This window comes from Chlamydia sp. 12-01, from assembly GCF_042234205.1.
Lineage (GTDB): Bacteria > Chlamydiota > Chlamydiia > Chlamydiales > Chlamydiaceae > Chlamydia.
The window spans coordinates 1,037,121-1,061,454 of record NZ_CP114174.1; the positions used below are offsets into that span (position 1 = coordinate 1,037,121).

A 24,334-nucleotide genomic window follows, 5' to 3' on the forward strand; every position below is an offset into this window, starting at 1 on the left:
TTTAGCTTTTTAGTTTAATTTTTTCAGAGTTTATCAGATGAATAAACGTTCATTGTTGTTTGTTTCTTTAATCGGCGCGGCTTTTGTAGGATGCCAAATCTTTTTTGGTTATAATGATTTTCGCTCCTGCAAGTCTCTTACGGAGAAACAAAAAACAATTTCAGAACAAGTGCTTGCTGCAACGAAGTCCATGGGATTAAGTGTTTCTCCTTGGACTACATCTCTTGAAGAAGAGACAAATAAAAATCATTATGCAGTACGTGTGGGGGATAAGTTACTCCTTTTGAATCAAGGAGGATCAGCGAGTTCAGTTTATTCTTCTGGAATGTGTTGGAATTTTATAGAAGAAACAACTGCTTGTGACAATATTCATGTTGCTTTGTATGGCGAAGCAAGTGAATCTATGGGGCCTTCAAATACAGGGAAAGTATTTCTTCCTGTGACTAGTGAAGGTCTTCCTGTTTTAGTTGTTGAGTTTCGCAATAATCAAGAACCAGTAGTGTTCTTAGGTCAATATAAGCAAGAACAAGGTAAGATTTATAATAAGGATAGCGTTGTCTATGGGACTTCTCTAGTCTTCTGGAGATCAGGGAATGAATACCTTCCTTTAGGTATTTATAACTCCAAGGAAGAGAGATTAGAATCTTTAGATCTTCCAATTACTATAGCTGCTATTTTTAATGACTCTCAATCAGCAAATGCAGGTGCGAATTCTGGGCAATATTTTGTTCTCTCTAATGAGTATATGCAATTGGTTGTTTCTCAGGAGAGTGGTTCTGTGGAAGGAATCAACCTTCCGTTTTCTTCCGAAGATAATAAGAGTATAGTTAATGAAATTGGATTTGATAGAGATTTGAAAGCTCAAGTTCCTAGTGAAGCCTCTTTCCCAGGACTCCCTTCCATAGGAGCGAATAATCAAGAAATTTCCGATACTATAGGAGGATATTATCCTTTACTACGTAGAGGAATTCTTTCTGATGCTAAGAAACGCACTCCCTCTAGTTATCATGCTTTAAATATTGTTTCCGGTAGAGATCTTGTAAATCCTGTAGCTTCTGGATATCGTGTTTCTGTTTTCAATAGTACTATGTTGGAATTAGAAAGTAGTGACGGCTCTATTAAGAAAACTTATAAATTACCTCAGCAGCCCTATGCTTTTGAAGTTGAAGTTGGTGTAAATCACGCTAGTGATGACATATGGATAACTTCTGGAGTTCCTGAAGTTGAAATTATGTCCAATGCATTTACTCCTGCTATTAAATACCATGTTATCAAAAAAAATAAGGGACAGTTAGATAAGGTGAAATTACCTAAGGCTAAAGATCCTTTAGCTTTACGTAGCGGAGTATACCCTCAATGGATACTTAACTCTAATGGATACTTCGGTATTATCCTATCCCCACTCACAGATATCCCTGCAGGATATGCCGCTTCCTATATTTCTGGGAGCTCGGTTCCTACACGTTTGTCTTTACTATCTCCTAAAAATCAGGCCTATCCTGCTTCTAAATATCCTGGATACGAAACTTTACTTCCTTTGCCTAACCAAAAAGGAATACATCGTTTCCTCGTGTATGCAGGACCTTTAGCTGAGCCTACTTTACGAGCTCTAGATCAAGCTTATACAAATTCTAAAGGTGAAAGTCCTCAATATCTTGATTGTATAACTTTCCGAGGATTATTCGCGTTTATTACTGAGCCTTTTGCAGCTTTACTTTTCATTATTATGAAGTTTTTCAGAATGATCACAGGCTCATGGGGAATTTCTATCATCCTTCTTACTGTATTCTTAAAATTACTGCTGTATCCATTGAATGCCTGGTCAATACGTTCTATGAGACGTATGCAAAAGTTGTCTCCTTATATTCAAGAAATCCAACAGAAATATAAGAAAGAGCCTAAACGTGCTCAAATGGAAGTCATGGCTTTATATAAAACAAATAAGGTGAATCCTATTACAGGCTGTTTGCCTTTATTGATTCAGTTACCGTTTCTTATAGCTATGTTTGATTTATTGAAATCTTCATTCTTACTTCGAGGAGCATCTTTCATCCCAGGATGGATTGATAATTTGACAGCTCCAGACGTTTTATTCTCTTGGACTACACCAATTTGGTTCCTTGGAAATGAATTCCATCTTCTTCCTATCTTACTAGGGATTGTAATGTTTGCTCAGCAAAAAATCTCTGCTTTGAAGAAAAAAGGACCTGCTACGGATCAACAAAGACAACAGGAAACAATGGGGACAATGATGGCTCTCTTGTTTACCTTTATGTTCTATAATTTCCCTTCAGGTTTAAATATTTATTGGTTTTCTTCCATGCTTCTTGGATTGATCCAACAGTGGGTTACTAATAAGATTTTAGATAGCAAACATCTTAAAAATGAAATCACTGTTAATAAGAAAAAACAAAGGTAACAACTGAAAAAAAAGCTTTTTTATATTAAAAAAGATATATGAAAACTATTTAGATGAGATAGTTTTATGCGGGCGTGGGAAGACTTTCTTTTGCTACAAGAAAAAGAAATTGGTACAAGTACTGTAGACAAATGGTTAAGGTCGTTAAAAGTCCTGTGCTTTGACGCGTGTAATTTATATCTTGAAGCCAAAGACTCTTTTCAAGTGACTTGGTTTGAAGAGCATATACGTCATAAAGTTAAAACAAGTTTAGTGAACAATAATGGGAAGTTAATCCGTGTTCACGTAACTTCTTTAGATAAAACTACACCTTTTTATAAAGAAAAGCAGATCCAACAAGAAAAAACTGCCTATTTTACTATGCAGTATGGCAATGTAAATCCTGAAATGACTTTTGCTAATTTTCTTGTAACTCCTGAAAATGATTTACCATTTCGTATTTTGCAGGAGTTTACCAAGCCTGGAGAAGATGTTGCAGGCTTTCCTTTTAATCCTATTTATCTTTTTGGACCCGAAGGTTCTGGAAAAACACATTTAATGCAGGCTGCAGTAAACGCTCTTAGAGAATCTGGAGGTAAAATTCTTTATGTAGCTTCAGATCTATTTACCGAACACTTAGTTTCAGCTATCCGTTCTGGAGAAATGCAAAGATTTCGTTCTTTTTACCGTAATGTTGACGCTTTATTCATAGAGGATATAGAAATATTCTCGGGTAAAGGAGCTACTCAAGAAGAATTTTTTCATACTTTTAATTCATTACAGACTGAAGGTAAATTGATAGTCATTTCTTCGGCATATGCGCCCGGAGATTTAAAGGCTATGGAAGAGCGACTCATCAGTCGGTTTGAATGGGGCGTAGCTGTTCCTATTCATCCTTTAACAAAAGAGGGGCTAAGAAGTTTTTTAATGCATCAAGCTGAACAGTTGTCTATCCGTATAGAAGATACGGCTTTGGATTTCTTAATTCATGCATTATCTTCAAATGTAAAAACATTGATAGACGCACTTACACTATTATCGAAACGTGTTGCTTATAAGAAATTAGCCCAACAACTACTTTATGAAGCTGATATACAATCTCTATTACATGATGTATTAGAGGCTGCGGAGAGTGTTCGGTTAACTCCCTCGGGAATTGTTCGTGCTGTTGCTAAATACTACGGAGTCTCCCCTGAAAGTATTTTAGGACGTTCGCAATCTCGAGAATATGTGTTGCCTAGACAGGTGGCTATGTATCTATGCCGACAGAAATTATCTTTATCTTACGTACGTATAGGAGATGTATTCTCTAGAGACCATTCGACGGTGATTTCATCAATACGCACTATTTCCCAGAAGGTAGAAGAGGGAGGACATGATATTAGTATCGCTACACAAGAACTAATGAAATCTCTTACTTCAGCATACAAGAGTCTTGAATTCTTCCCAGAAGAAGAGATCCCTTGTTAGCATTGCTACTGATCTTGTCCACAGAGTTTAGAAGAGATCTCTCTTTTATGCTTAATAATCAAACAAGTAATAGATACGACTATTAAGGCAATTTGTATAACTAATACTGCTATAATTGTAGGTATTGAACAGTAACCGCTTGCTAATAGTAAACATGTCGATAGAGTAGCAGCTAATCCTAGGATGACCCATAGGGCTGTATGTTGGACCATTGGACATGTAGGGTATCTTTCGATCCAGGGTCTACCTATGCTTACTGTACGTTTAGAAGTTTCACGACTATGAGAATCGGTAGAATCTTTGTGATCAAGATCATTTATTGTGAAAACATTTCTACTTGGACGTCCAGCAAACGCTCCATATCCATGTGCTGCAGTCATAATATTCTCATGAATGACAAAATTTCTAAGAAATCTAGCATATTTTTATTTTTATATCAATCTAAATGGGTGCAGTTATTTGGTTTTCAACGTTTTAAGGTTAAGTATTTCCTGAGTTTTAAAATTAAAAGTTGGTGTTTCATAAAGAATACGGCATAGATTTCTTTGGTTATATTGATTCTCATTTCTAAGTGCTTTCCTTTTTTTGAGATTTTTCTTATGGAAATACAAAAATCACTTCCTAATTACCCTTTGATTCGGACGACTCATGAGTTTTGATAAGAATTTAGTAAATGTAGAAACGATGAAGCAGGCGATTTTAAATCGTCTATATTTTGGAGTGGTACAATCTCCGGAATCTGCTTCAACCCGGGATATATTTACGGCGGTTTCAAAAACTGTAATGGAATGGTTAGCTAAAGGTTGGCTAAAAACTCAAAATAGTTATTACGAACGAGATGTTAAGCGTGTCTATTATATTTCTATGGAGTTTTTACTTGGTAGAAGCTTGAAGAGCAATCTTTTGAATTTAGGAATATTAGATCTCGTTCGTGATGCATTAGCAGAATTGAATTATGATTTCGATAGTTTAGTGCAAATGGAGTCGGACGCAGGGTTAGGAAACGGTGGTTTAGGACGGCTTGCAGCATGTTATTTGGATTCCATGGCGACATTAGGAATTCCTGCTTATGGTTATGGAATTCGCTATGATTACGGAATTTTTGATCAGAAAATCGTAAATGGATATCAAGTAGAGGCCCCCGATGAGTGGTTGCGTTATGGAAGCCCTTGGGAAATATGTAGAGGAGAATATCTCTACCCCATTCGTTTTTATGGCAGAGTGATTCATTATACAGATGCTAGAGGAAAGGAAGTTGCCGATCTTGTAGATACACAAGAAGTATTAGCAATGGCTTATGATATCCCTATTCCTGGATATGGAATAGATACTGTGAATACCTTGCGTTTATGGCAGGCGCAATCTCCACATGGATTTGAATTTAACTATTTCAATCATGGGAATTATATTCGTGCCATAGAGGATATTGCGTTAGTAGAAAACATTTCGAGAGTACTCTATCCAAACGATTCTATTTCTGAAGGTCAGGAACTAAGATTAAAACAAGAGTATTTCTTAGTTTCTGCAACAATTCAAGATATCCTTCGTAGATATACCAAAATGCATATTTCTCTAGATAATCTTCCTGATAAGGTATCTGTGCAATTAAATGATACTCATCCTGCATTAGGAATAGCGGAAATGATGCATATCCTTGTGGACAGAGAAGAGCTTCCTTGGGATAAAGCTTGGGAGATGACAACGCGTATATTTAATTATACGAATCACACAATATTACCCGAAGCTTTAGAACGTTGGTCTATAGACTTATTTTCAAAATTATTACCTCGGCATCTAGAGATTATCTATGAAATTAATTCTCGATGGTTAGAGAAAGTTTCTCAAAGATTTCCTGAAAATGAAGATAAGCGTAGAGCTTTGTCTATTATTGAAGAGGGAAGTGATAAGCATGTAAATATGGCAAGTCTTGCTGTTGTAGGCTCTGCTAAGGTTAATGGTGTATCTGCTTTCCATTCTCAACTTATAAAAACAACCTTATTCAAAGATTTCGTAGAGTTTTTCCCTAATAAATTTATTAACGTAACTAATGGAATTACTCCAAGACGTTGGTTAGCTTTATGTAATCCTCGTTTAAATACGTTATTAGATCAAACAATTGGAGATGCTCATCTTATAGATCTCTCTCAAATTCATAAGGTGATACCCTTTGCTAACGATGCGAGTTTTAGAGAACAGTGGCATCAAATTAAGCTAAAAAATAAGCAAGACTTCGCATTAAAACTTAAAAAGGAAATTGGAGAAAAAATAGACCCCACATCTCTCTTCGATTTTCATGTAAAGCGTATTCATGAGTACAAACGTCAGTTAATGAATATTCTTAGAGTTATTTATCTTTATAATGATCTTAAGGAAAACTCCGCTTCTAACATTGTTCCTACAACAGTAATTTTCGCTGGTAAAGCGGCTCCAGGATATGTCTTTGCTAAATTGATCATTAAACTTATCAATAGCGTTGCAGACTGTGTGAATAATGATCCTCAAGTGAATGAGGTTTTAAAGGTTCTTTTCCTCCCGAATTATCGTGTGACTATGTCTGAGATGATCATGCCCGCTTCTGATATCTCAGAGCAAATCTCTACAGCAGGAATGGAAGCTTCCGGAACAGGAAATATGAAATTTGCTTTAAATGGTGCTTTAACAATAGGTACTATGGACGGAGCTAACATAGAAATGTCAGAATATATTGGTAGAGACAATATGTTCATTTTCGGGTTATTAGAAGAAGAAATAGCAAAAATGCGTCGAGAGTATTACCCGCAGGGAGTATGCGATGATGATCCTAAGATCGCACATGTATTAAAATTACTAGATCAAGGATTTTTCAATACTTCAGATAAAGATCTTTTCAAACCTATAGTGCATAGATTGCTTCACGAGGGAGATCCATTCTTTGTTTTGGCAGATTTAGAATCTTATATTCGCGTTCATGAATCTGCAGCCACTTTATTTACGCAAACTGACGAATGGGTTAAGAAGTCTATTTATAATGTTGGCGGTATGGGTTTTTTCTCCAGCGATAGAGCAATTGCTGACTATGCTAAAGATATATGGAACGTTCCTACAAATTATAAACCTTAAGTAAAAAGTATTTTTATTTTAAGCGGAGTTCGTCCTATTTAGAAACACTTTTTACTATATCAGATAGCAATCACAGATCTCTTAGTTTAATAAAAGTACTGCGGGTGCTTCTAGGATCTTCTGTAGACGTTTCATAAACATCGCTGCAGGATATCCATCGATGACACGATGATCTATGGATAATGTCAGCGTGCATGTAGAGCCAACGATAATATCTCCATTCATTACCACAGGCTCTTCTTGAATACTACCCACAGCAAGAATGGTTGCTTGAGGAGGATTGATAATTGCTGTGAATTCGGTAATTCCTGTCATGCCTAAATTAGAAACGCAGAAGGACCCGCCTTTGTACTCTTCCTCTTTTAAGGATTGAGATTTAGCTTTAGAAGCTAAACTCTTAATTTCTGCTGAGATCATTCCGATATTCTTACGATCAGCACAGCGTACGATTGGAGTAATTACACCATCCGGAATAGCTACAGCTATAGAAATATCAATAGTTTCAAAACGTACAATTTTATTATCAACGCTATTGAATCCTGAATTTACTTCTGGAAACTCTTTTAAAGCTAAAGCACAAGCACGAACAATACAATCGTTAATAGAAAGCTTGATTCCTTGAATCTGCAATTCTTTAAGTAGGGCTAATAATGGAGAAGTATAAACTTTTTGCCGTACATAAAAATGGGGAACGAAAGTTTTTGCAGCTTGTAATCTTTGTGCAATGATTTCTCGAACAGGAGAGAGAGCTTCTTCATGATAGGCCCCTGGATGGACTTCGGGAGCCTCAGGATAACCAAAACCTGCAATACCTTTGGTGGGAGCTTTTTCAAGGTCTTTTTCAACTATACGTCCTCCAGGACCGCTACCTTTAATTCCAGAAATATCCAAATTCTTTTCCTTAGCTACGCGTTTAGCTAAAGGAGAAACTGGGGATTTTGAAGAATCTTGTTTTAAAGATAGGGGTTCAGAAAGAGGGGGTTCAGGCTTGAATCCAAAAGCTACCATCATAGGAGAACCCTGATAGGTTATGTTGGATACAACGTCTTCTACTTGTTCGCTATTTTCTGTAGAGGGTTGTGAAATTGGAGATTTTGGAAGCAACTCCTCTAAGTTAAAAGACTCATCTTTTTCAGAAGATATGACAGCTATAGGTGTACCTATTTGTACTTTTGTCCCTTCTTTAATAAGACATTCTCGAAACCATCCCTCTTCAGATGCTGTATGTTCTAACACAGCTTTATCAGTTGATATTTCGACAAGGACATCACCAAACTCTATTTTATTGCCATTGCTTTTGTGCCATTTTATGATTGTTCCAACTTCCATAGTTGGAGAGAGTTTAGGCATTTTTAATAGAGAAATCACAAATTTACCTCATGATTTTTTCGATAGTATCTAAAATACGATTTACATTTGGGAGAGTTGCTTGCTCTAGTATCTTGTTGTAAGGCATAGGAGTTTCTTTTTGGCATACCCTTAAAGGCGGACTATCTAGATAATCAAAAACATGTTCTGTAATTTCAGTAATGATTTCCGCAGAGATTCCCGCAAAATAGTGTCCCTCTTCTACAACTATACAATTTCCTGTTTTCTTTACTGAAGAAAATATTCCAGAGATGTCTAGAGGTTTGATTGTACGCAGATCAATAATTTCTATAGAAAGACCATAACGTTGTTTGGCTATCTTTACAGCCTGTTTTACTATAGAAACCATACGGCCATAAGTAATAATTGTTAGGTCTGTACCCTCCTCAATGATACGAGATTTTCCAATAGGAACTAAGTATTCTCCAACAGGAACTTCACCTTTTAGATTGTACTCTAATTCATTTTCCAGGAAGAGGACGGGGTTATCATTCCTAATTGCGGATTTTAATAATCCCTTAGCATCATAAGGATTTGATGGAGAAATGACAATTAAACCTGGGATATTAGCATATAGAGCTTCTACGCAATGAGAGTGTTGGCAAGATACTTGTGCTGCAGCTCCATTAGGTCCACGAAATACAATAGGAACTGAAAATTTTCCTCCAGTCATATAATACATTTTTGCAGCGTGAGAGATAATCTGATCCGCGGCAACTAAAGAGAAGTTCCAACTCATAAATTCAATAATTGGGCGTAGTCCTGTTAATGCGGCTCCGATACCGATACCTGTAAATGCTGCTTCACTGATAGGTGTATCGATAACTCTTGATGATGACCATTTATCTAAAAGGCCCTTCGTAACTTTATAGGCACCATTATATTCGGCAACTTCTTCTCCTAGTATACATACATTAGGATCCCTAGCCATTTCTTCATCAATAGCTTCTCTAATAGCTTCTCGGATTTCTAATGTAACGTGCTTAGGCATAGACACCTTCTTCTAATGTAGCGATCGCTGGCTCAGGATCTGATTTTGCTTTAGTAAAAGCTTTTAAAACTTTGTCCTTACATTCTTGACGTAGTGCTTGGAAATTCTCTTCCGATAACACTCCCAACTGGATTAACCATTTTTTAGCAAAAATAATGGGGTCTTTTTTTATGACGCATTGCATTTCTTCTTTACTTCTATAAAGATTAGGATCAGAAATGGAATGTCCTCTAAATCGAGAGCATAAACACTCAACAATAACGGGAAGATGAGTCTGTTGCATATACTCATAAGCTTCTTTAAAGCCTAGAAGACAGTTAAAGAGGTCAAAGCCGTTCAAAGTAAAAGAGCGGATTCCATAAGAAGATCCCTGAGACTCTCCTATAGGCTGTTTTGCAATAGCGCGATTAAGAGCTGTTCCCATACCCCAACCATTGTTCTCTATAACTAGCATTAGGGGAAGGTCGTGTAATGAGGCGAAGTTTAACGTTTCGTGAAATACTCCTTGAGCAACAGCTCCATCTCCAATAAATGCTAGGGAAATTCTATTTTCTCCACGATATTTTATTGCAAATGCAGCTCCTGCAGCTAGTGGGATTTGACCACCTACGATTCCAAATCCTCCAGGGAAATTTGTCCCACACATGTGCATAGAGCCGCCTCGACCTAATGCACAACCAGTTTCTTTTCCTAATAATTCCGCTGCAAGTGAGCGTAGAGGAATATTGAGTAATACTGCTAAAGCGTGACAACGATAGGAAGAGAAAAACCATTGATCTAGCCCTGTATTGGCTAGCGCCGCAGTGGCAACAGCTTCTTGACCACTATAGGAATGATAAAAACCACCGACTAGACCTTCTAGATAAGCTTCTTCACCACGAGTCTCAAACTCACGAATCAATAGCATATGTTTCACAAATTCCAGACAGCGAGGTACGCCGTATATGTCAATAATATTTTTTACAGTAACCTCATCAGATTCTTTAGAGGCGATATTGTAATGAAGAGAGTTGGGCATGCTTGATACGAGAGTTGCGTCAAGGATTAAGTTCACTCCCATTATAAAGTCATGGATTTGAAAAGACAAGACCAAAAAAGTAATTAAGTTTTTTAAAAAAAAGAAAAATCTTTAATATCTTTCCATTTGTATATTTCCGACCAAGAAGTAAAGGACTGTGGACACATGGACGTTTTTAGCAGACTAAATCGTCAGAATCATTTTTATGTGGAACAGATAGATGGTGTCATGAGGGATCCAAATTCCCATAATGACAACAACAATAAGAAAGATAATGAACTCAAGAAGAAACTATTAACTATAACTAAGCGTGTTGTTACCTCAGCTCAAGAATTTCAGCGGGGAAGAGAAGACGCCAGTAACTATTTAAAGAAAACCCAATGGATGCCCTATAAAAATGAGGAATTAGAGGAGACTAAAGAGTTATTTTCAATGCTTACCTCAATGGATAGAAAATTAGCTCAATTATTTTTTTATGTCCCATCTTGTGGACTAGAGTGGGATGATTTTATAACCACTATTGATCAACTTGAACAGAGCTACGGTTTAGGCGGAGTGTTATTCTCCTGCGGTTCTTTTGAAAAACAATGTAGATACATTCGTGATTTCAATCGATCCCAGGTGATTCCCTTGCTTCTAGGATGCTCTATATCTCATAGTTTGCAGTTTTATTTATCGTATCAAGATTTATCTTTGATGGACTGCGAAAATCTATATGATTTAGGAACTAACTTAGGTGTACTGCTCAAAGACTACGGAGTTATTATTTCTTTAATTTTCAAAGAAATAGTCTGTATGGATTTATTCAGTTATTCTGAATTAGTTAAAGGACTAAAATATTCGGGTAATATACAGGGAAAATTACACCATTGTGATTTTTCTTCTACAATAACCACGCCTAGTCCCATAGCCTTACGTTATAGTCTAGCAAATACTATTCGAGGTTTAGCAATTGATGTGGATTTCTCTAGTGTGAAGTTTATGGGATGTTCTATGCTTGCGAATGTTGAGAATACAATTAAAGCATTAAATCATGGAGTCGAGTGCTTTACTTTCTCGAGTCTTAAAGAGCTTAAAGAAGGAATAAAAGCCTTAACTCAATTAATTACCACGGGACAAATTAGCCCAGCAATCGTCAATAAAAGTGTAATCAAAGTTTTAACGTTAAAACGACGTTTTAAAGCTATGATAGCATAATTTAACTAAGGGATTATTTGTGCCTCTTCGGATCTTGCAGATAATCCCTTGATTTTCTCTTCTAACATACCTAAACGTTCTTCTAATTTAGGCAAACCACGGATTTTTGCAACTTGGCGATGAATTTCTTGATAAGGACGTGCTGGAGCTCCTCCATAGATTCCTGGAGAAGAAATAGATTTAGTAACTCCTGTTTGAGCCATCATAATTACATGGTCTGTTATTGAAATATGACCTGTAATTCCTGTCTGCCCTCCAATGATAACGTGGTTACCAATTTTTGTAGAACCAGCGATTCCTGCCTGAGCAACAATCATGCTATGTTTTCCGATCTCCACGTGATGAGCTATTTGCACCTGATTATCAATTTTTGTACCTTCACGTATGATGCTATTTTTGAAACGACCTCTGTCTATTGTAGTATTCGCTCCTATTTCGACATCATCTTCGATGATCACCTTACCTAAATGTTTTAGATGCTTGTGACGACCAAAAGCATTAGTTATGTAACCAAAACCACATGAACCAATGATAGCTCCAGGTTGAACAATAACCCGTTTACCTATTTCAACACGTTCACGGATGACTACTTTAGGATGAACAAGACAATGTTCTCCAAGAGTCGAATAAGCACCTATAACACTTCCTGCTCCAATATAAGAAGAGTCTCCAATATGGGCGTGTTGGCATATAACAGCATATGGTTCTATACAAACACTTTTACCGATATGTGCTGTAGGGTGAATAACAGCTGTAGGATGAATTTCAGGGAATCCTGAATCAACAGGAGGAATAAATAACTCTATACATTTCTGAAAAGCTATTGATGGAAATTCAGAGACGACAAGAAAGTTCTTATTTAAATGACCATACTTTTGGGCTTGAGCTTTCGATAGAATAATAGCTCCAGCTTCGGTTACTTTTATAAAACGAGAGTATTTTTCGTTATCTAAAAAAGTAATATGATGAGCTTGAGCTTCGCTTATTTCTTCAACACCTGAAATAGGAGTTTCTGTATTTCCTTGAACTTCAACTTTTAATAGATCTGCTAACTGTTGAAGAGTATAGACCAGTTCTTGAGGCATACAAAACTCCTTGGTTCTTGAGGTATCTTAGTTATTTTTAAAAGATTCATCAAGAATTTTGATAATCTCATTAGTTTTATCAGCACTAGAAGCAATGGATAGAACTACTTCATCATTAAAGATAGCTTGTAAGCCTTCTTTTATACGTACGATTTCCGAAGCTTTTTTTACTTCCTGTATAAGTTTTTGAACTCTTTTCATATTGCTTTGGTTCAACATCTGGTAATATTGAGACTGTAAGGCATTATATTCTGCAGAAAGATTTTCAAACTTTTTTCTTAGTTCATCAGCAGCTGAAGTGGAAAGACTCTCTATGTAGTCTTCGTCTTGTAATTTGTTATAAAGTGCTGTCAGTTCTTCTTCCATTTTTTCAGAATTTTTAGAGAACTGTTGCTTCATATTTTCAAGTTCTTCTGTTTCTTTTTTTCCAAAAGCAGATTCTTCTAAACAACGCTTCAAGCTAACAACACCTAGGCCATCCTCATGAGAGTCGTCATCAGCAAAAACTTGTTGTGTACTTGCTAAAGTTAGTAAAGTTAGAAAAACAGAGCATAATGATTTTTTCATATTAACCTTTATAAGATCTAAGAGATGAAGAGCTTTAGATTAGCAAAAGCTCTCTCTGAAGACAACCAAAGATTTAGAGTTTCATATACTTTCTTTCTTAGCTATATTTAGAAGACGCCTCCTAAAGCAAAGAAGAATCTTTGTGAAACATCGATCTTTTCACCTTCAAATACTTCTGTGGGACGGAATGGCCAACCAAACCCTAACATAACGGGAACATTGTTCATTACGTCAAAGCGTAGACCAAATCCTGCACTACCACAAAGATCTTTTAATCGGATAGTGTATTCTTTCAGTCCAATAAATCCTGAATCTAGGAAGACAAAAGCACTAACATTAGGTTGATTGATCAAAGGATATTGAAACTCTTCAGTAAGTAGAAGAGAGGATAGACCACCCTGAGGTTCTGTAGGAGAGAACTTGGGACCGATAATAAATGGTTTGTATCCACGAACAGTAGTTTCTCCACCTAAGAAGAAGCGTTCACTGATGGGAATACCTTCTATAGTTGTATCGCCAAATGGTTTAAGAAACTGAGCTTCTCCTTTAATTTTTAAAACCCCTTTTCTAGTTAGTTTTCGATATATCGAACTATTTATGGAGAGCTTTGTAAAGTGATATGTACCTCCGAGACCGGAAACTTCGAAGTTTACGCCACTACGTATTCCTGTCGTAGGATTTCTAGGATTATTTACAGAATCATAATTTAAGTTTACACCAGCAGCAGATACGAAACCTTTATTAGCAGCAAGATCAGGTCCTGTTTGATTTCTTTTCTTTTTATGTAAACTGGTTTGAGTACCGCGATAGTAGATTCCATATTTTAATTGTTGATTTAAGATATATGTAGTACTGACATTTCCTCCATAAGTCTCAACAGAATAATCTTTGGAGAGAGCTCTATTAATAGATTTGTCAAGTTCTACACCTAGAATCCAAGGTGTATTTAAAAAATGAGGTTTAGTCCATTTAATGGTATAATCCGTGACCTTATCCCCAAAATTAGCTTTTAAGAATAAATATTCTCCACCACCCCTTAAGCATTTAAAACCTTTCGAGAATAAATGTCTGATACCTAGAAGATCGAAATTACTTTCAGAAAGTTCAACTCCTCCAAATAGGTTGTCTAAGGAACTAAATCCTAGGAATAACCCCAGGTTTCCTGTTGTGGTTTCTTTAACATCTATAAAGATATCACGATATTCCTCAGAATTATCCAAAGGATCTAATTGAGAACGTACTGTATAGACACTAACACTTTGGAAATAACCCGTATTTCTTAAACGTTGTTCAGTATCCTCAAGTTTTAATCTATTGAAAGTATCCCCTGGGAATAGGCTGCTTTCGTGTAGAATAACATCATGCTTTGTATGAGTGTTTCCTGTAATTTTGATTAAACCCACTTTATAGGGGGACCCCTCACTTACTTGGTAAGTTATATCATAAACAGAACGTGATGCATGGGGAGAGAATGTTACGTCAACATTAGTATTGATATACCCGTATTTAGCATAGGTATTCTTAATCTTCTGGGCTCCATCCCATATATTTTCGGGACAATAGATATCATTAGGACCCGCAGATAATTGTTTTTCTACCAGTCGTTTAGGGAGGATGTTGAATCCTTCAATATGAACGTGTCCTAGAGTATAAAGAGGACCTTTATCTACGTCCATATAAAGTACGATATTCCCACACTCATCAACTTCGCGTCTAGGGGTAACTGTTGCGTCTGCATAACCTAAGTTATGTAAATAATTGGTAATTGCAAACGAGTCCTGTTCAACAACATCTGGATGATATAGACCGCTTCCTGTAAACCAACTGGTGGTTTTTGAATACTGTTTAGTAAGAATGAGTTCCTTAACATCAGCCTTCTCACATCTATTAAGTCCACAAATTTCTAATTTTTTAATTTTTCCACAAGGGCCTTCTTGAATTCGAACAGTTATATCGATGTAGCCTTGGTGTTCATTATGATCTAGATCATAACAAAGATTAGATTCAAAGTAGCCGCGCTTAAGATAGTAAACTCTGAGTTCGTCAAAGTTTTTTAGGAACTTTTCTCTATCGAAAACATCATTTTCGTAAACTTGTAAAGTTTTAAGAATCTTATGATTAGGTATGGCTTCATTTCCTGTAATGCAAATCTTTCGAATGCAAGGTTTGGCAATAAGAACTAAAGAGATGGTAGTCTTTCCGTTGGAAAAATCAACTTTTGGCTCTACTCTATCATAGTCCTTAGATAGATTCCGTAGATCTTCGTCAAAGTCTGCTTGAGAAAACAAAGCTCCACTTTTCGTCTTTAATTTTGGTAGTGGATGTTTGTTTGAAGAATTTTCACCCTCAGTTGTAATCGTAATGGATTCAACTAGTGTGTATCCTTCTTTAACCGTTTCTGTAGCTACTAGAGCTAATGGGGCTTGAATTAGCGCCAAAACAGTAAATCGCAGAATAACTTTATTTCGCATCATGAACATTCGAAAGAATTTCCCCTAGGACAGAAAAACTTGTTTATTGAAGTAAGCACAAAAATAAGGACTAGGATGTTTTTTAACAAGATCTTACTATCTTGAACATTGACAGTGCTTCTAGAGATACTTATATTTTTATAACCAAAAAATTTAAAAATAGAAAAATTTTATTTCAAGTTTAATATGGGTTCCTCCCAGAAAATGCTCTGGCAAGGGTTCCCGAATCTATATAATCAAAAGATAATCCTATTGGCAAGCCTAAAGCTAAACGTGAGATAGAAGCTGAAGAATAAGCAAGCTCTTGTTTTAAAAAAAGAGCAGTAGCATCTCCTTCTAAAGTGGCATCTAGGGCTAGAATAATTTCTTTTGGTCTTAAGAATTCTACGCGTTGCTTTAATAAACACATTCTTTCTGTATCAATATGTTTTCCTGTTATCGGTGATAATAACGCCCCTAGCACATAGTAATGACCTTTGAAAATTTGAGAACGTTCTAGAGAAAAAATATCTTTAGGAGTTGCTACAATACATAATGTAGACGTGTCGCGATTGTTTTGACAAAAATCACAATTGCTTTCCGGAAAGTTTTTTAAGCAAAAGCAAGTGGAACAATGACTGCGTGCTGCAGACACTTCAGAAAAAGCTTGTCCCATAGCTTCTAGTTGATCCTGATCCCAGTTTAGCAATTCAAAGGCTAACTTTTCTGCTGTTTTAAATCCCACTCCTGGAAGTTTCCTAAGAAAAGAGATTAATTTGGATAAATAATCTGGATATTTTAACATTTTAGAAATCTATAGTTTTTTATTACGTCTCAGGACAGCAGAAGGGGCTTAAATACCTAAAATAAAAGTTAGGGTATAAACTCTTTGAATAGTATACTAGCTTTTTTCTTTATTTGTGGTTGTGTGTGAAAAAAACAAGAAAGGCATCTATTTGGGCTACGGGTTCTTATTTACCCGAAAAAATCCTATCTAATTCTGATCTTGAACAGATGGTTGACACCTCTGATGAATGGATAGTAACAAGAACTGGAATTAAAGAAAGGCGCATTGCTGCAGCTGGTGAGTACACATCTATCATGGGAGCTAAGGCAGCTGAAAGAGCCATAAAAAAAGCAGGTCTAACTAAAGACCAAATAGAATGTATTATTTTTTCTACTTCAGCTCCTGACTATATTTTTCCTTCAAGTGCTGCACTGGCTCAAGCTTATTTAGGAATAAAAGAAATTCCAGCGTTCGATTGTATGGCTGCTTGTACTGGTTATTTATACGGTTTATCAGTAGCTAAAGCTTACATTGAATCAGGAATATATAATAATGTTTTACTCATCGCAGCAGATAAGCTTTCTTCTTTCGTAAATTATGAAGATAGAAATACATGTGTTCTTTTTGGTGATGGAGGCTCTGCTTGCGTTGTAGGAGCGAGTCGTCCTGGAGCTTTAGAAATTACTAATGTGAGTCTAGGAGCTGATGGAAGTGTAGCCGATCTATTAAGCCTGCCTGCTGGAGGAAGTCGTCTTCCTGCTTCTGAAAAGACTTTGGCAGAAGGCAAGCATTTTATCTCTATGGAAGGCAAAGAAGTGTTTAAACACGCGGTAAGACGTATGGAGTCTGCTGCTAAAACATGTATTGCTGAGGCTGGAATCGAAGAAGGGGACATAGATTGGTTAGTTCCACACCAAGCTAATGAAAGAATTATTGATGCCATAGCTAAACGTTTCAAAATAGGCGAGGCTAAAGTATTTAAAACTCTAGCGAAGTATGGGAATACAGCAGCTTCTTCTGTATGTATAGCTCTGGATGAATTATTACAGTCACATGTAATTAATTCTGGAGAATACCTTCTTTTAGTTGCTTTTGGAGGTGGATTATCTTGGGGAGCTGTTATTTTACAGCAGATAGAAGGTTAGTTAATGACAAGAAAAATAGGATTCTTATTTCCAGGCCAGGGTAGTCAATATGTTGGTATGGGTAAAGATTTAGTAGAACATTATCCAGAGGCTGCTGAAATATTTTCTTTAGCTGATGAGACGCTAAGCTTTTCTTTGTCTTCAATTATGTTTAATGGACCCGAAGAAAAATTACTCGAAACAGCCTACAGCCAATTAGCTATATATTTACATAGTTTAGCTGTAGTAACAATTTTGACTTCAAGAACTTCTATAACACCTGCCGTAGTTTCTGGACTAAGCTTGGGAGAATATACTGCTCTAGTTGCCTCTGGACGTATTTCTCCAGTTGATGGTTTCAATATCATTAATAAACGTGCGCAGTTTATGAATCAAGCTTGTCAGCAAAGTCCAGGAGCCATGGCAGCGATTCTTGGTTTGACCGTAGATGTTGTTGAGCAAAACCTAGAGAGTTTAGGGGAGGGTATTTGGATTGCCAACTATAACGCTCCTAAACAACTTGTGATTGCTGGTTTAAGAGAAAAAATAGAAGAGGCTGTTACATTATTTACTGATCTAGGAGCAAAAAGAGCGATTTTGTTGAAAGTATTCGGTGCTTTTCACACACCATTGATGCAGACAGCAGAAGATGAATTAGCCCCTTATTTATATAATTTAGATATGAATAGTTCTGAAATCCCATTTGTATCTAATGTCATTGCAGGTTTTTTAACAAATAATGATGAGATTCGTCAGTGTTTAGTAAAGCAGATGACTTCTCCTACATTATGGTATCAAAGTTGTTCTAAGATAGATTTGGAAATTGATGAATTCTTAGAAATAGGTCCAGGCAAGGTTCTTGCTGGATTAAATCGTTCCATAGGGTTAAACAAACCCATCAAAAGTTTAGGTACAGTAGAAAGCATCAATAATTTTTTAGCGGAGCTATAGATATATGAATAATGTATTGTTAGGGAAAAAAGCGATCGTTACAGGAGGATCTAGAGGCATAGGATTTGCCATAGCTAAGCTTTTTGTTGAGCAAGGTGCTGATGTTGAGATATGGGGAATAAATGCTGAAGGTGGCAAGCAAGCCGCTGAAGAATTATCTAAAATAGGAAGACCAGCGACCTTTGCTAATGTTGATGTTAGCAATAGTCAATCTGTAAAAGATGCTGTTCAGAATTTTCTTGCAGCACATGGTAATATTGATATTTTAGTAAATAATGCAGGGATTACTAGAGACAATCTTTTGATGCGTATGTCTGAAGAAGAATGGTCTGCTGTTATTAATACAAATTTAAATTCATTATATTACGTGTGTTCGAGTGTGATTCGTTCTATGATTAAAGCTCGTTCTGGATCCATAATTAATATTAGTTCAGTTGTTGGTCTAATGGGTAGTCCAGGACAAACTAACTATGCAGCTGCAAAAGCAGGTATTATAGGATTTAGTAGGGCTTTAGCTAAGGAAGTTGCTGCGAGGAATATTCGAGTAAACTGTGTAGCTCCAGGATGTATTGATACCGATATGACTAAGGTGTTAAATGATAATTTGAAAACTGAATGGTTGAAAAATGTTCCTATGGGGAGAATGGGTTTCCCTGAAGAAATTGCTAATGTTGTATTATTTCTTGCTTCACCCTTATCTTCTTATATAACTTCTCAGGTATTGAGTGTTGATGGAGGCATGACATATTAATAGGTTACAAACAATCTAGATTGAAAAATTGGATTTTTGTGATACTAGTTGTTCTTCTCTTTTTCAGGAAATTTTAGATAATTGTGTAGATAAAATATAAGGATATAGCAATGAGTTTAGAAGATGATGTAAAGTTAATTATTGTTGATCAGCTTGGTGTAGACGCAAGTGAAGTAAATGAGAATTCTTCATTTATCGAAGATCTTAATGCTGATAGTTTAGACCTAACAGAATTGATTATGACTTTAGAAGAAAAGTTTGACTTTGAAATTTCAGAACAGGATGCAGAGAAATTGCGTACTGTAGGCGACGTTATCACATATATTAAAACACGTCAGGGTTAGTTTTACTATCCTTTTGGGGTGCGTTTGTATCCTTAGTGCATTGTGTTTTCACTAAAATAGCGCACCATTTCTTTTTATTTCTTTTAAAACAATATCTGTTTTTAGGGTGTTTCTGGGCGTGCTTTTATAATGAAGGATATCTAAAAGTAATTTGCTTTGCGTAGAGTTCTAAAAGTGATAGGGCAACAGAGGGACATTCCTCAACAATACTAAGAAATTGTCCTTTGCTTAAGATTAGAGTTCGTACTTGAGTTACAGCCTCAGCATTGTACTCCCGTAGCTTATTACTAAACAAGCTTTCTTCTCCAAAGCAATCTTGTGATGAAATTGTAACTGATAATGAGGAATTGTTATCAGTAATTTTGACGTAACCTTCTACTATGATATATAGGCTAAAGCTAGGCTCTTCTGTAGAAAATATCTTTACTCCGGGCTTAAAAATCATAATTTCAGTTTTATCTGAAATAGCCAATAGAACATCCATATCTAAAGAATTAAAAATAGGATTTTTCTTTAGAAGGAAGGCGCGGTCAATTAGATTCATTAAGAGAGACTCCTGGCTAAATAGTAAAGAAGGGCACTAGACTATCAGAATCATCTTTATGATGATTTTCATATTCTTCATCTAAAGTCGAATACGGTGGGGCTGGTTGAAAATCGGCATCACAGTTTGCTAATTCTTCTTTTAACTGTCTGGATGTAAGTTTACTTAAATAAGAAGGAGAGTTTTCCATCATATTTAATAACTCTTTTAAAGTTAAAGGAATAACCCCGCATTTTAGGTAGTATTTTTCACTACGTTTTCCTGTGTCATTAATGAAGGGGTCAAGCAAAGAAAATAAATAGTCTTCACAATTTTTTTCTAGAGATTCTAGAGCTTGTGCTTTTGCTTTTTTGTTTTTCCCTGTTAGAGCTCTTATAAGAATATCAGAATGTTCTACAGAACCTAAAATTCCCAGGAATTCAAACATAAAGTTAACTTCTGATTGATAATTCGATTCCAGAGTATTAACTAATAGACTGAGATTGTATTTAGGATAGAATTTCTGAATATAATTTTTATGATAATCATAGAAAATTGCTTTTAAGGCTTTAGATTTTACAATTTTATAAGCGTGTTTCTTAAAGAGTTTATTATCAATTTTACATAGAGCTTTTGCAGAGAGAATGCGGCAACGGTTGTGTATGCTATTATCGGAAAGAATCTGAAGGAATGAAATTGCAGTTTCTTTAGGAAGTTCTACGATAATAGACTCAGCATGTTTTCTAGAGGCGCTTTTTAGTAGTGATGCAGTAATTAGAAATTCTTTAACTAATGCAGCATCTAAGATAATTCCGATTGTTTTTAATAGATAATAACAAGCCTCATCATTATGAACATTTTGTTTTAAGACCTGTATCAGCTTCTTACAATAAGGCTTATGAGTAGCCTTGACAGATGCTTGTAAAGCCTTGCATGTTTGGATAAAAATCTCATTATTTACGTTATCTAGAAACTCGATTAAAATTGGGAAATTATCGGGATTTCTTTCTAGAGTTAAAATAGAAAGCCCTATGGATACTATCTGAGAATCTGAAGAGGTAAGAAGTTCTTTTAGTCGTGAATCCGCAGTATCACGATATTGTCCACTAATTTCCTGACGACGAACTGTGAGGATTGCCGCAAGAAGTCTATCACCAGGCTCATCATAAAGATCTTCGGAGATATCAGAAATACCTAATAAGTCATGTTCTGCAAAATAGAGGTGTATTCCTATAGCTATTGAAGGATGAGGAGTAGTTGATGACCAACGTTTCAAAAGCTCTAAGGTAAGAAAATCTCTAGCCCAGAGGCTATTCTTTAACATCTCCATAGTTTTTAGCTTACTAGGTAAGCTTAGCTTATTCATATGAGCCAATAAACTAGGAAGCACACTACGACTGCCAAGATTTAATAGATGCTGGAAAGCAAAGATTTGATGTCTTTCGTGTTGGTGTTTTAGATGTGTAAGTAGTAAAAGCTCAGTCTGTCTTTTTTCTTTTAGAGTCATAGCTTTTATCCATTCTAACATGGTCTTTTTAAGATGGACAGCTTGAGAAGATAAATTTCTTAGAATGGCTCTAGCATAATATGAACGTAATAAACAGGCTAGAACTACTGTTACAAGAGATATGACGAGACAAACTGTATATTGATAGGAAATAGCAAAACATACGAGAGCCCAGACAAACATACCTATGGGTTCAATAAAGCACTCTATAGCAATTCTAATCTGGTTTCTAATACTGTTGGGTACGCCATAAATCAATAACTGTAGGTTATTATCATCTAAAGCATAAGTCAGCCCTTCACGAGCTACCATACCTATAGTTGCGATTCCGATTGAGGTTTTAAAGGACCAGCAGAGAAATAGATTAGTAAAGCATAGCGGAGCAAACAGAATGATGTTATTTACGCCGATATTTTTAACAATTCTACTGTAAGCAAATAGGGCAAAGCACATGTTTGTTAAAGAAATCCAAGAAGACCATTTAGTAATATGTGCTGTAAGTTCGTATGTATCTCCTTCAGCAAAGTGAGTCTCGAATATTTTCAAGTAATTAAATTCTGTTGCAATGGCAAGCAATTGCATTAGAAAATAAAAACACAGTAAGTAGAAGGTATAGCTATCTTTCAGACATAGCTTAAAAGCTTTAGATGCTGAGGGAGGGTGACCAGTATCCAAGAAGTGATCGTGATCCTCTGACAACTCCTTTAGAGATTTAGACACATAGTGCACTATTGGGTAACAACTTAATAGAATGACTATGAAGAGTATTAAGATTTTTTCAATCCCTATGTACTGAATACGATTGACGATTCCTGAACCAATTGCGTCTCCTAGAAATATAATAGCATTGAATACGCTGAAATGTCTTTTAGCATCCTGGAGATTAAAGAATTGATCTACAAATCCCCAAAAATTCGTATATGCCAATATAATGAGGCTCCAAGAGAGCATACGATAAATAAGTAGGGGTGTTGCAGGGATCTCATTGCACGTTGATGCATAACAAAGAAGATACAGGTTACACACAATTACGCTAGTTATAGGCATTAAAAATAGCGTTTTGGGTGAAACTCTTTTTTTGAATAAATTATAAAGAATAAGTGAAGAGAGAAGGCATAAAATAGAGGAAGAGCCTAGATAAATGGATGGTAGGCCTTCTGTTCCTATATTTTCTAAAAAAAGCCCTTCACTTAGCGCAAGAGATCCGTAGCAACCTATTCCCCAAATTAATCCTAAAACCAGGAATAAGAGAGCTCTCCGCTCTTCCCCATGATGCAGATTCAGTAGCAAGCGAAGGGCTTTTTGCATGACAAACCCACCTAAGAAAATAATATATTAACTGATAAAATTAATTAATTTCAAGGTGAGTTGGATGATTAAACAATAATAAATTTTATATAATTTATTTTTTAATTTCCTGTTGATGAGGTGGTTTCAGCTGGTAAGGGTCTATGATGTCGAATTAACGTTACACAAAGCACGCTAATTAGGCAGATAACTGCTACTATTGAGGCGCTAACAATAGCCCAGATGGCGTTGGCCGAGTTAACTAAGATTGCCGCGGCTTGAGGTAGTATACCGGCAAGGCCTAAGGAGGCGAGAATAATAATGATAACGGCGACCAAAGAAATTGCTAGAAGAAAAGAAGCTAGCGCCATTGGCCCACTACACACACTAGTGGGGGTAGATAAACCCTGTAGCTTTGTCTTGATCGCAGTAACTTCAGTTCTAAGTTCAGAAATCGAAGCAACGGTAGTTGACATATGAGATTGCATTAATCGCATCAGATAATTTTGATCTAAAGAGGGTGCCATAGTAGAGACGGGAGGCCACCCAGCTAAAGACTGCTGTTGTATCCCAGCTAAAGTCGATTGAAGATTGGATAATTGTACTGCAATATCACCCTGACTTAGTAAAGGAGGTTGCAATGTAGTATCGGCTGGATGTAAATCATTTCTTATAGAGGTCATAATGCTTAGCTTCTCCTAAATATTCTTTTATAATAATAATTAAGATTCTATTTGAGAGTTATTTATCATATAGATTGCTGGTTTGCTTCTTAATAAAGAACCGATAGACAGTGTGCAAAGAATCATCATAGAAACTGCTGCACATGAAATAATAGGTAAGGATATGCAAGCACCAACTGTATACATATTCAATAGAGAAATAAATAGAGGGAAGCCGCCGCAAACAGTCACAATACAGATAATAAGCATTGTAATAGCAATAAGGGCTAAAATTGTTAACACTATTGCCGTAAGTTTAGCACAAATAGAGGGGGGAACACGTCCTATTATGTAGCTAGCGCCCTCTGGACGAGGTGTGGGTTCATTAGGAGCTCCGAATGGTTTCGATTGGATTAATAGCTCTGTTACAGAGGATAAACATCCTTTTAAATCTTCCACCTCATCTTTGAGATGAACCATATCTCCTGCTACGTTATTTCCTGTAGTAAGAGATAGATGGGATTGTCTATCTATTTGATTAACTCTTTTTTCAAGTTCTTGAACTTGTTTGTTTATCTTGTTTATTTTGCTATTGAAGCTTAGTAAAACTCCATCTAGTGAACCGTCTTGACTTTGTGTTTGACTGGGTAAAGATACTGATGTTGTTGACATGTGCTTCCTTAAGTTATCTTGAGAAAAAATAATAAAACTTAAGACAGAATATCTTAAGGAAGAGAATATATCAAGATATAAGC

At 36.1% G+C, this 24,334-nt stretch carries 20 protein-coding genes; 8 read left to right on the forward strand and 12 right to left on the reverse strand.

Translation table 11 applies throughout. From position 1 onward, the window contains the following. The first annotated feature begins 37 nt into the window (after window positions 1-37). Both yidC and dnaA read left to right on the forward strand, forming a co-directional pair. On the forward strand, window positions 38-2,419 hold the full coding sequence (gene yidC, locus O1W69_RS04530) for a membrane protein insertase YidC (RefSeq protein WP_375793371.1): 2,382 nt from the start codon (window positions 38-40) through the stop codon (window positions 2,417-2,419). A 66-nt stretch (window positions 2,420-2,485) separates the two neighbouring features. Beyond that, a complete protein-coding gene (gene dnaA / locus O1W69_RS04535) occupies window positions 2,486-3,868 on the forward strand; it encodes a chromosomal replication initiator protein DnaA (protein ID WP_375793372.1) in 1,383 nt (460 codons plus the stop codon). Window positions 3,869-3,873: 5 nt separating this feature from the next. Here dnaA and O1W69_RS04540 read toward each other — a convergent pair whose 3' ends face one another. Beyond that, window positions 3,874-4,248, reverse strand: coding sequence for a hypothetical protein (locus O1W69_RS04540; RefSeq protein WP_375793373.1), 375 nt, complete (start codon window positions 4,246-4,248; stop codon window positions 3,874-3,876). Between the two features lie 268 nt (window positions 4,249-4,516). On the opposite strand from O1W69_RS04540, the gene O1W69_RS04545 reads away from it, so the two are divergent. Further along, window positions 4,517-6,967: a glycogen/starch/alpha-glucan phosphorylase gene (locus tag O1W69_RS04545; RefSeq protein ID WP_375793374.1), complete on the forward strand. Its 2,451-nt coding sequence runs from the start codon at window positions 4,517-4,519 to the stop codon at window positions 6,965-6,967. 81 nt (window positions 6,968-7,048) lie between these two features. Here the strand turns inward: O1W69_RS04545 and O1W69_RS04550 are convergent, their stop codons facing one another. The 3 genes from O1W69_RS04550 to pdhA are packed head-to-tail and all read right to left on the reverse strand — an operon-like array spanning window position 7,049 to window position 10,344. Then, the gene (locus O1W69_RS04550; protein ID WP_375793375.1) at window positions 7,049-8,335 is read right to left on the reverse strand and encodes a pyruvate dehydrogenase complex dihydrolipoamide acetyltransferase; all 1,287 of its coding nucleotides are present in this window, start codon (window positions 8,333-8,335) and stop codon (window positions 7,049-7,051) included. Between the two features lie 4 nt (window positions 8,336-8,339). After that, window positions 8,340-9,326 carry an alpha-ketoacid dehydrogenase subunit beta gene (locus tag O1W69_RS04555; RefSeq protein WP_375793376.1) on the reverse strand — a complete coding sequence of 329 codons (987 nt, stop codon included), beginning with the start codon at window positions 9,324-9,326 and terminating at the stop codon, window positions 8,340-8,342. Next, window positions 9,319-10,344 (reverse strand): pyruvate dehydrogenase (acetyl-transferring) E1 component subunit alpha, encoded by a 1,026-nt coding sequence (pdhA, locus tag O1W69_RS04560; RefSeq protein ID WP_375793377.1) that lies wholly within the window; start codon window positions 10,342-10,344, stop codon window positions 9,319-9,321. The genes O1W69_RS04555 and pdhA overlap by 8 nt, the downstream gene beginning before the upstream one ends. A 165-nt stretch (window positions 10,345-10,509) precedes the next feature. Here pdhA and O1W69_RS04565 point away from each other — a divergent pair, with 165 nt between their 5' ends. Further along, window positions 10,510-11,541, forward strand: coding sequence for a hypothetical protein (locus O1W69_RS04565; RefSeq protein ID WP_375793378.1), 1,032 nt, complete (start codon window positions 10,510-10,512; stop codon window positions 11,539-11,541). Window positions 11,542-11,546: 5 nt separating this feature from the next. Here the strand turns inward: O1W69_RS04565 and lpxD are convergent, their stop codons facing one another. From lpxD to recR, 4 genes are all read right to left on the reverse strand, one after another. Then, window positions 11,547-12,626, reverse strand: a complete 1,080-nt coding sequence (gene lpxD, locus O1W69_RS04570; protein WP_375793379.1) for a UDP-3-O-(3-hydroxymyristoyl)glucosamine N-acyltransferase — start codon at window positions 12,624-12,626, stop codon at window positions 11,547-11,549. Between the two features lie 27 nt (window positions 12,627-12,653). Beyond that, on the reverse strand, window positions 12,654-13,193 hold the full coding sequence (locus O1W69_RS04575) for an OmpH family outer membrane protein (protein ID WP_375793380.1): 540 nt from the start codon (window positions 13,191-13,193) through the stop codon (window positions 12,654-12,656). Between the two features lie 107 nt (window positions 13,194-13,300). Beyond that, a complete protein-coding gene (gene bamA / locus O1W69_RS04580; protein ID WP_375793381.1) occupies window positions 13,301-15,673 on the reverse strand; it encodes an outer membrane protein assembly factor BamA in 2,373 nt (790 codons plus the stop codon). A gap of 172 nt (window positions 15,674-15,845) precedes the next feature. Beyond that, window positions 15,846-16,448, reverse strand: coding sequence for a recombination mediator RecR (gene recR, locus O1W69_RS04585; RefSeq protein WP_375793382.1), 603 nt, complete (start codon window positions 16,446-16,448; stop codon window positions 15,846-15,848). A 125-nt stretch (window positions 16,449-16,573) separates the two neighbouring features. Here recR and O1W69_RS04590 point away from each other — a divergent pair, with 125 nt between their 5' ends. The 4 genes from O1W69_RS04590 (at window position 16,574) to acpP (ending at window position 19,600) form a co-directional block, all read left to right on the forward strand. Then, complete coding sequence (locus O1W69_RS04590) at window positions 16,574-17,575, forward strand: beta-ketoacyl-ACP synthase III (protein ID WP_375793383.1); 1,002 nt, start codon at window positions 16,574-16,576, stop codon at window positions 17,573-17,575. 3 nt (window positions 17,576-17,578) lie between these two features. Then, window positions 17,579-18,505, forward strand: coding sequence for an ACP S-malonyltransferase (gene fabD / locus O1W69_RS04595; protein WP_375793384.1), 927 nt, complete (start codon window positions 17,579-17,581; stop codon window positions 18,503-18,505). 4 nt (window positions 18,506-18,509) lie between these two features. Next, the gene (gene fabG / locus O1W69_RS04600; RefSeq protein WP_375793385.1) at window positions 18,510-19,256 is read left to right on the forward strand and encodes a 3-oxoacyl-ACP reductase FabG; all 747 of its coding nucleotides are present in this window, start codon (window positions 18,510-18,512) and stop codon (window positions 19,254-19,256) included. Window positions 19,257-19,366: 110 nt separating this feature from the next. After that, window positions 19,367-19,600, forward strand: coding sequence for an acyl carrier protein (gene acpP / locus O1W69_RS04605; protein WP_375793386.1), 234 nt, complete (start codon window positions 19,367-19,369; stop codon window positions 19,598-19,600). 124 nt (window positions 19,601-19,724) lie between these two features. Here acpP and O1W69_RS04610 read toward each other — a convergent pair whose 3' ends face one another. The 4 genes from O1W69_RS04610 to incB form a co-directional block, all read right to left on the reverse strand. Beyond that, entirely contained in the window at window positions 19,725-20,144 is a 420-nt protein-coding gene (locus O1W69_RS04610; protein WP_375793387.1) for a cyclic nucleotide-binding domain-containing protein, read from the reverse strand. A gap of 16 nt (window positions 20,145-20,160) precedes the next feature. After that, entirely contained in the window at window positions 20,161-22,938 is a 2,778-nt protein-coding gene (locus tag O1W69_RS04615; protein WP_375793388.1) for a hypothetical protein, read from the reverse strand. Between the two features lie 101 nt (window positions 22,939-23,039). Then, window positions 23,040-23,600: a hypothetical protein gene (locus O1W69_RS04620; protein ID WP_375793389.1), complete on the reverse strand. Its 561-nt coding sequence runs from the start codon at window positions 23,598-23,600 to the stop codon at window positions 23,040-23,042. 39 nt (window positions 23,601-23,639) lie between these two features. Continuing rightward, complete coding sequence (gene incB, locus O1W69_RS04625) at window positions 23,640-24,251, reverse strand: inclusion membrane protein IncB (protein WP_375793390.1); 612 nt, start codon at window positions 24,249-24,251, stop codon at window positions 23,640-23,642. Window positions 24,252-24,334 lie beyond the last annotated feature (83 nt).

Bases quoted from the DNA above. Each gene is read 5' to 3' on its own strand.
- acpP (WP_375793386.1), top strand. From the start codon at position 19,367: ATGAGTTTAGAAGATGATGTAAAGTTAATTATTGTTGATCAGCTTGGT.
- O1W69_RS04615 (WP_375793388.1), bottom strand. From the start codon at position 22,938: ATGCAAAAAGCCCTTCGCTTGCTACTGAATCTGCATCATGGGGAAGAG.
- fabG (WP_375793385.1), top strand. From the start codon at position 18,510: ATGAATAATGTATTGTTAGGGAAAAAAGCGATCGTTACAGGAGGATCT.
- O1W69_RS04565 (WP_375793378.1), top strand. From the start codon at position 10,510: ATGGACGTTTTTAGCAGACTAAATCGTCAGAATCATTTTTATGTGGAA.
- O1W69_RS04545 (WP_375793374.1), top strand. From the start codon at position 4,517: ATGAGTTTTGATAAGAATTTAGTAAATGTAGAAACGATGAAGCAGGCG.
- incB (WP_375793390.1), bottom strand. From the start codon at position 24,251: ATGTCAACAACATCAGTATCTTTACCCAGTCAAACACAAAGTCAAGAC.
- bamA (WP_375793381.1), bottom strand. From the start codon at position 15,673: ATGTTCATGATGCGAAATAAAGTTATTCTGCGATTTACTGTTTTGGCG.
- recR (WP_375793382.1), bottom strand. From the start codon at position 16,448: ATGTTAAAATATCCAGATTATTTATCCAAATTAATCTCTTTTCTTAGG.
- pdhA (WP_375793377.1), bottom strand. From the start codon at position 10,344: ATGCCCAACTCTCTTCATTACAATATCGCCTCTAAAGAATCTGATGAG.
- O1W69_RS04575 (WP_375793380.1), bottom strand. From the start codon at position 13,193: ATGAAAAAATCATTATGCTCTGTTTTTCTAACTTTACTAACTTTAGCA.
- O1W69_RS04540 (WP_375793373.1), bottom strand. From the start codon at position 4,248: ATGACTGCAGCACATGGATATGGAGCGTTTGCTGGACGTCCAAGTAGA.
- yidC (WP_375793371.1), top strand. From the start codon at position 38: ATGAATAAACGTTCATTGTTGTTTGTTTCTTTAATCGGCGCGGCTTTT.
- lpxD (WP_375793379.1), bottom strand. From the start codon at position 12,626: ATGCCTCAAGAACTGGTCTATACTCTTCAACAGTTAGCAGATCTATTA.
- O1W69_RS04620 (WP_375793389.1), bottom strand. From the start codon at position 23,600: ATGACCTCTATAAGAAATGATTTACATCCAGCCGATACTACATTGCAA.
- O1W69_RS04555 (WP_375793376.1), bottom strand. From the start codon at position 9,326: ATGCCTAAGCACGTTACATTAGAAATCCGAGAAGCTATTAGAGAAGCT.
- dnaA (WP_375793372.1), top strand. From the start codon at position 2,486: ATGCGGGCGTGGGAAGACTTTCTTTTGCTACAAGAAAAAGAAATTGGT.
- fabD (WP_375793384.1), top strand. From the start codon at position 17,579: ATGACAAGAAAAATAGGATTCTTATTTCCAGGCCAGGGTAGTCAATAT.
- O1W69_RS04610 (WP_375793387.1), bottom strand. From the start codon at position 20,144: ATGAATCTAATTGACCGCGCCTTCCTTCTAAAGAAAAATCCTATTTTT.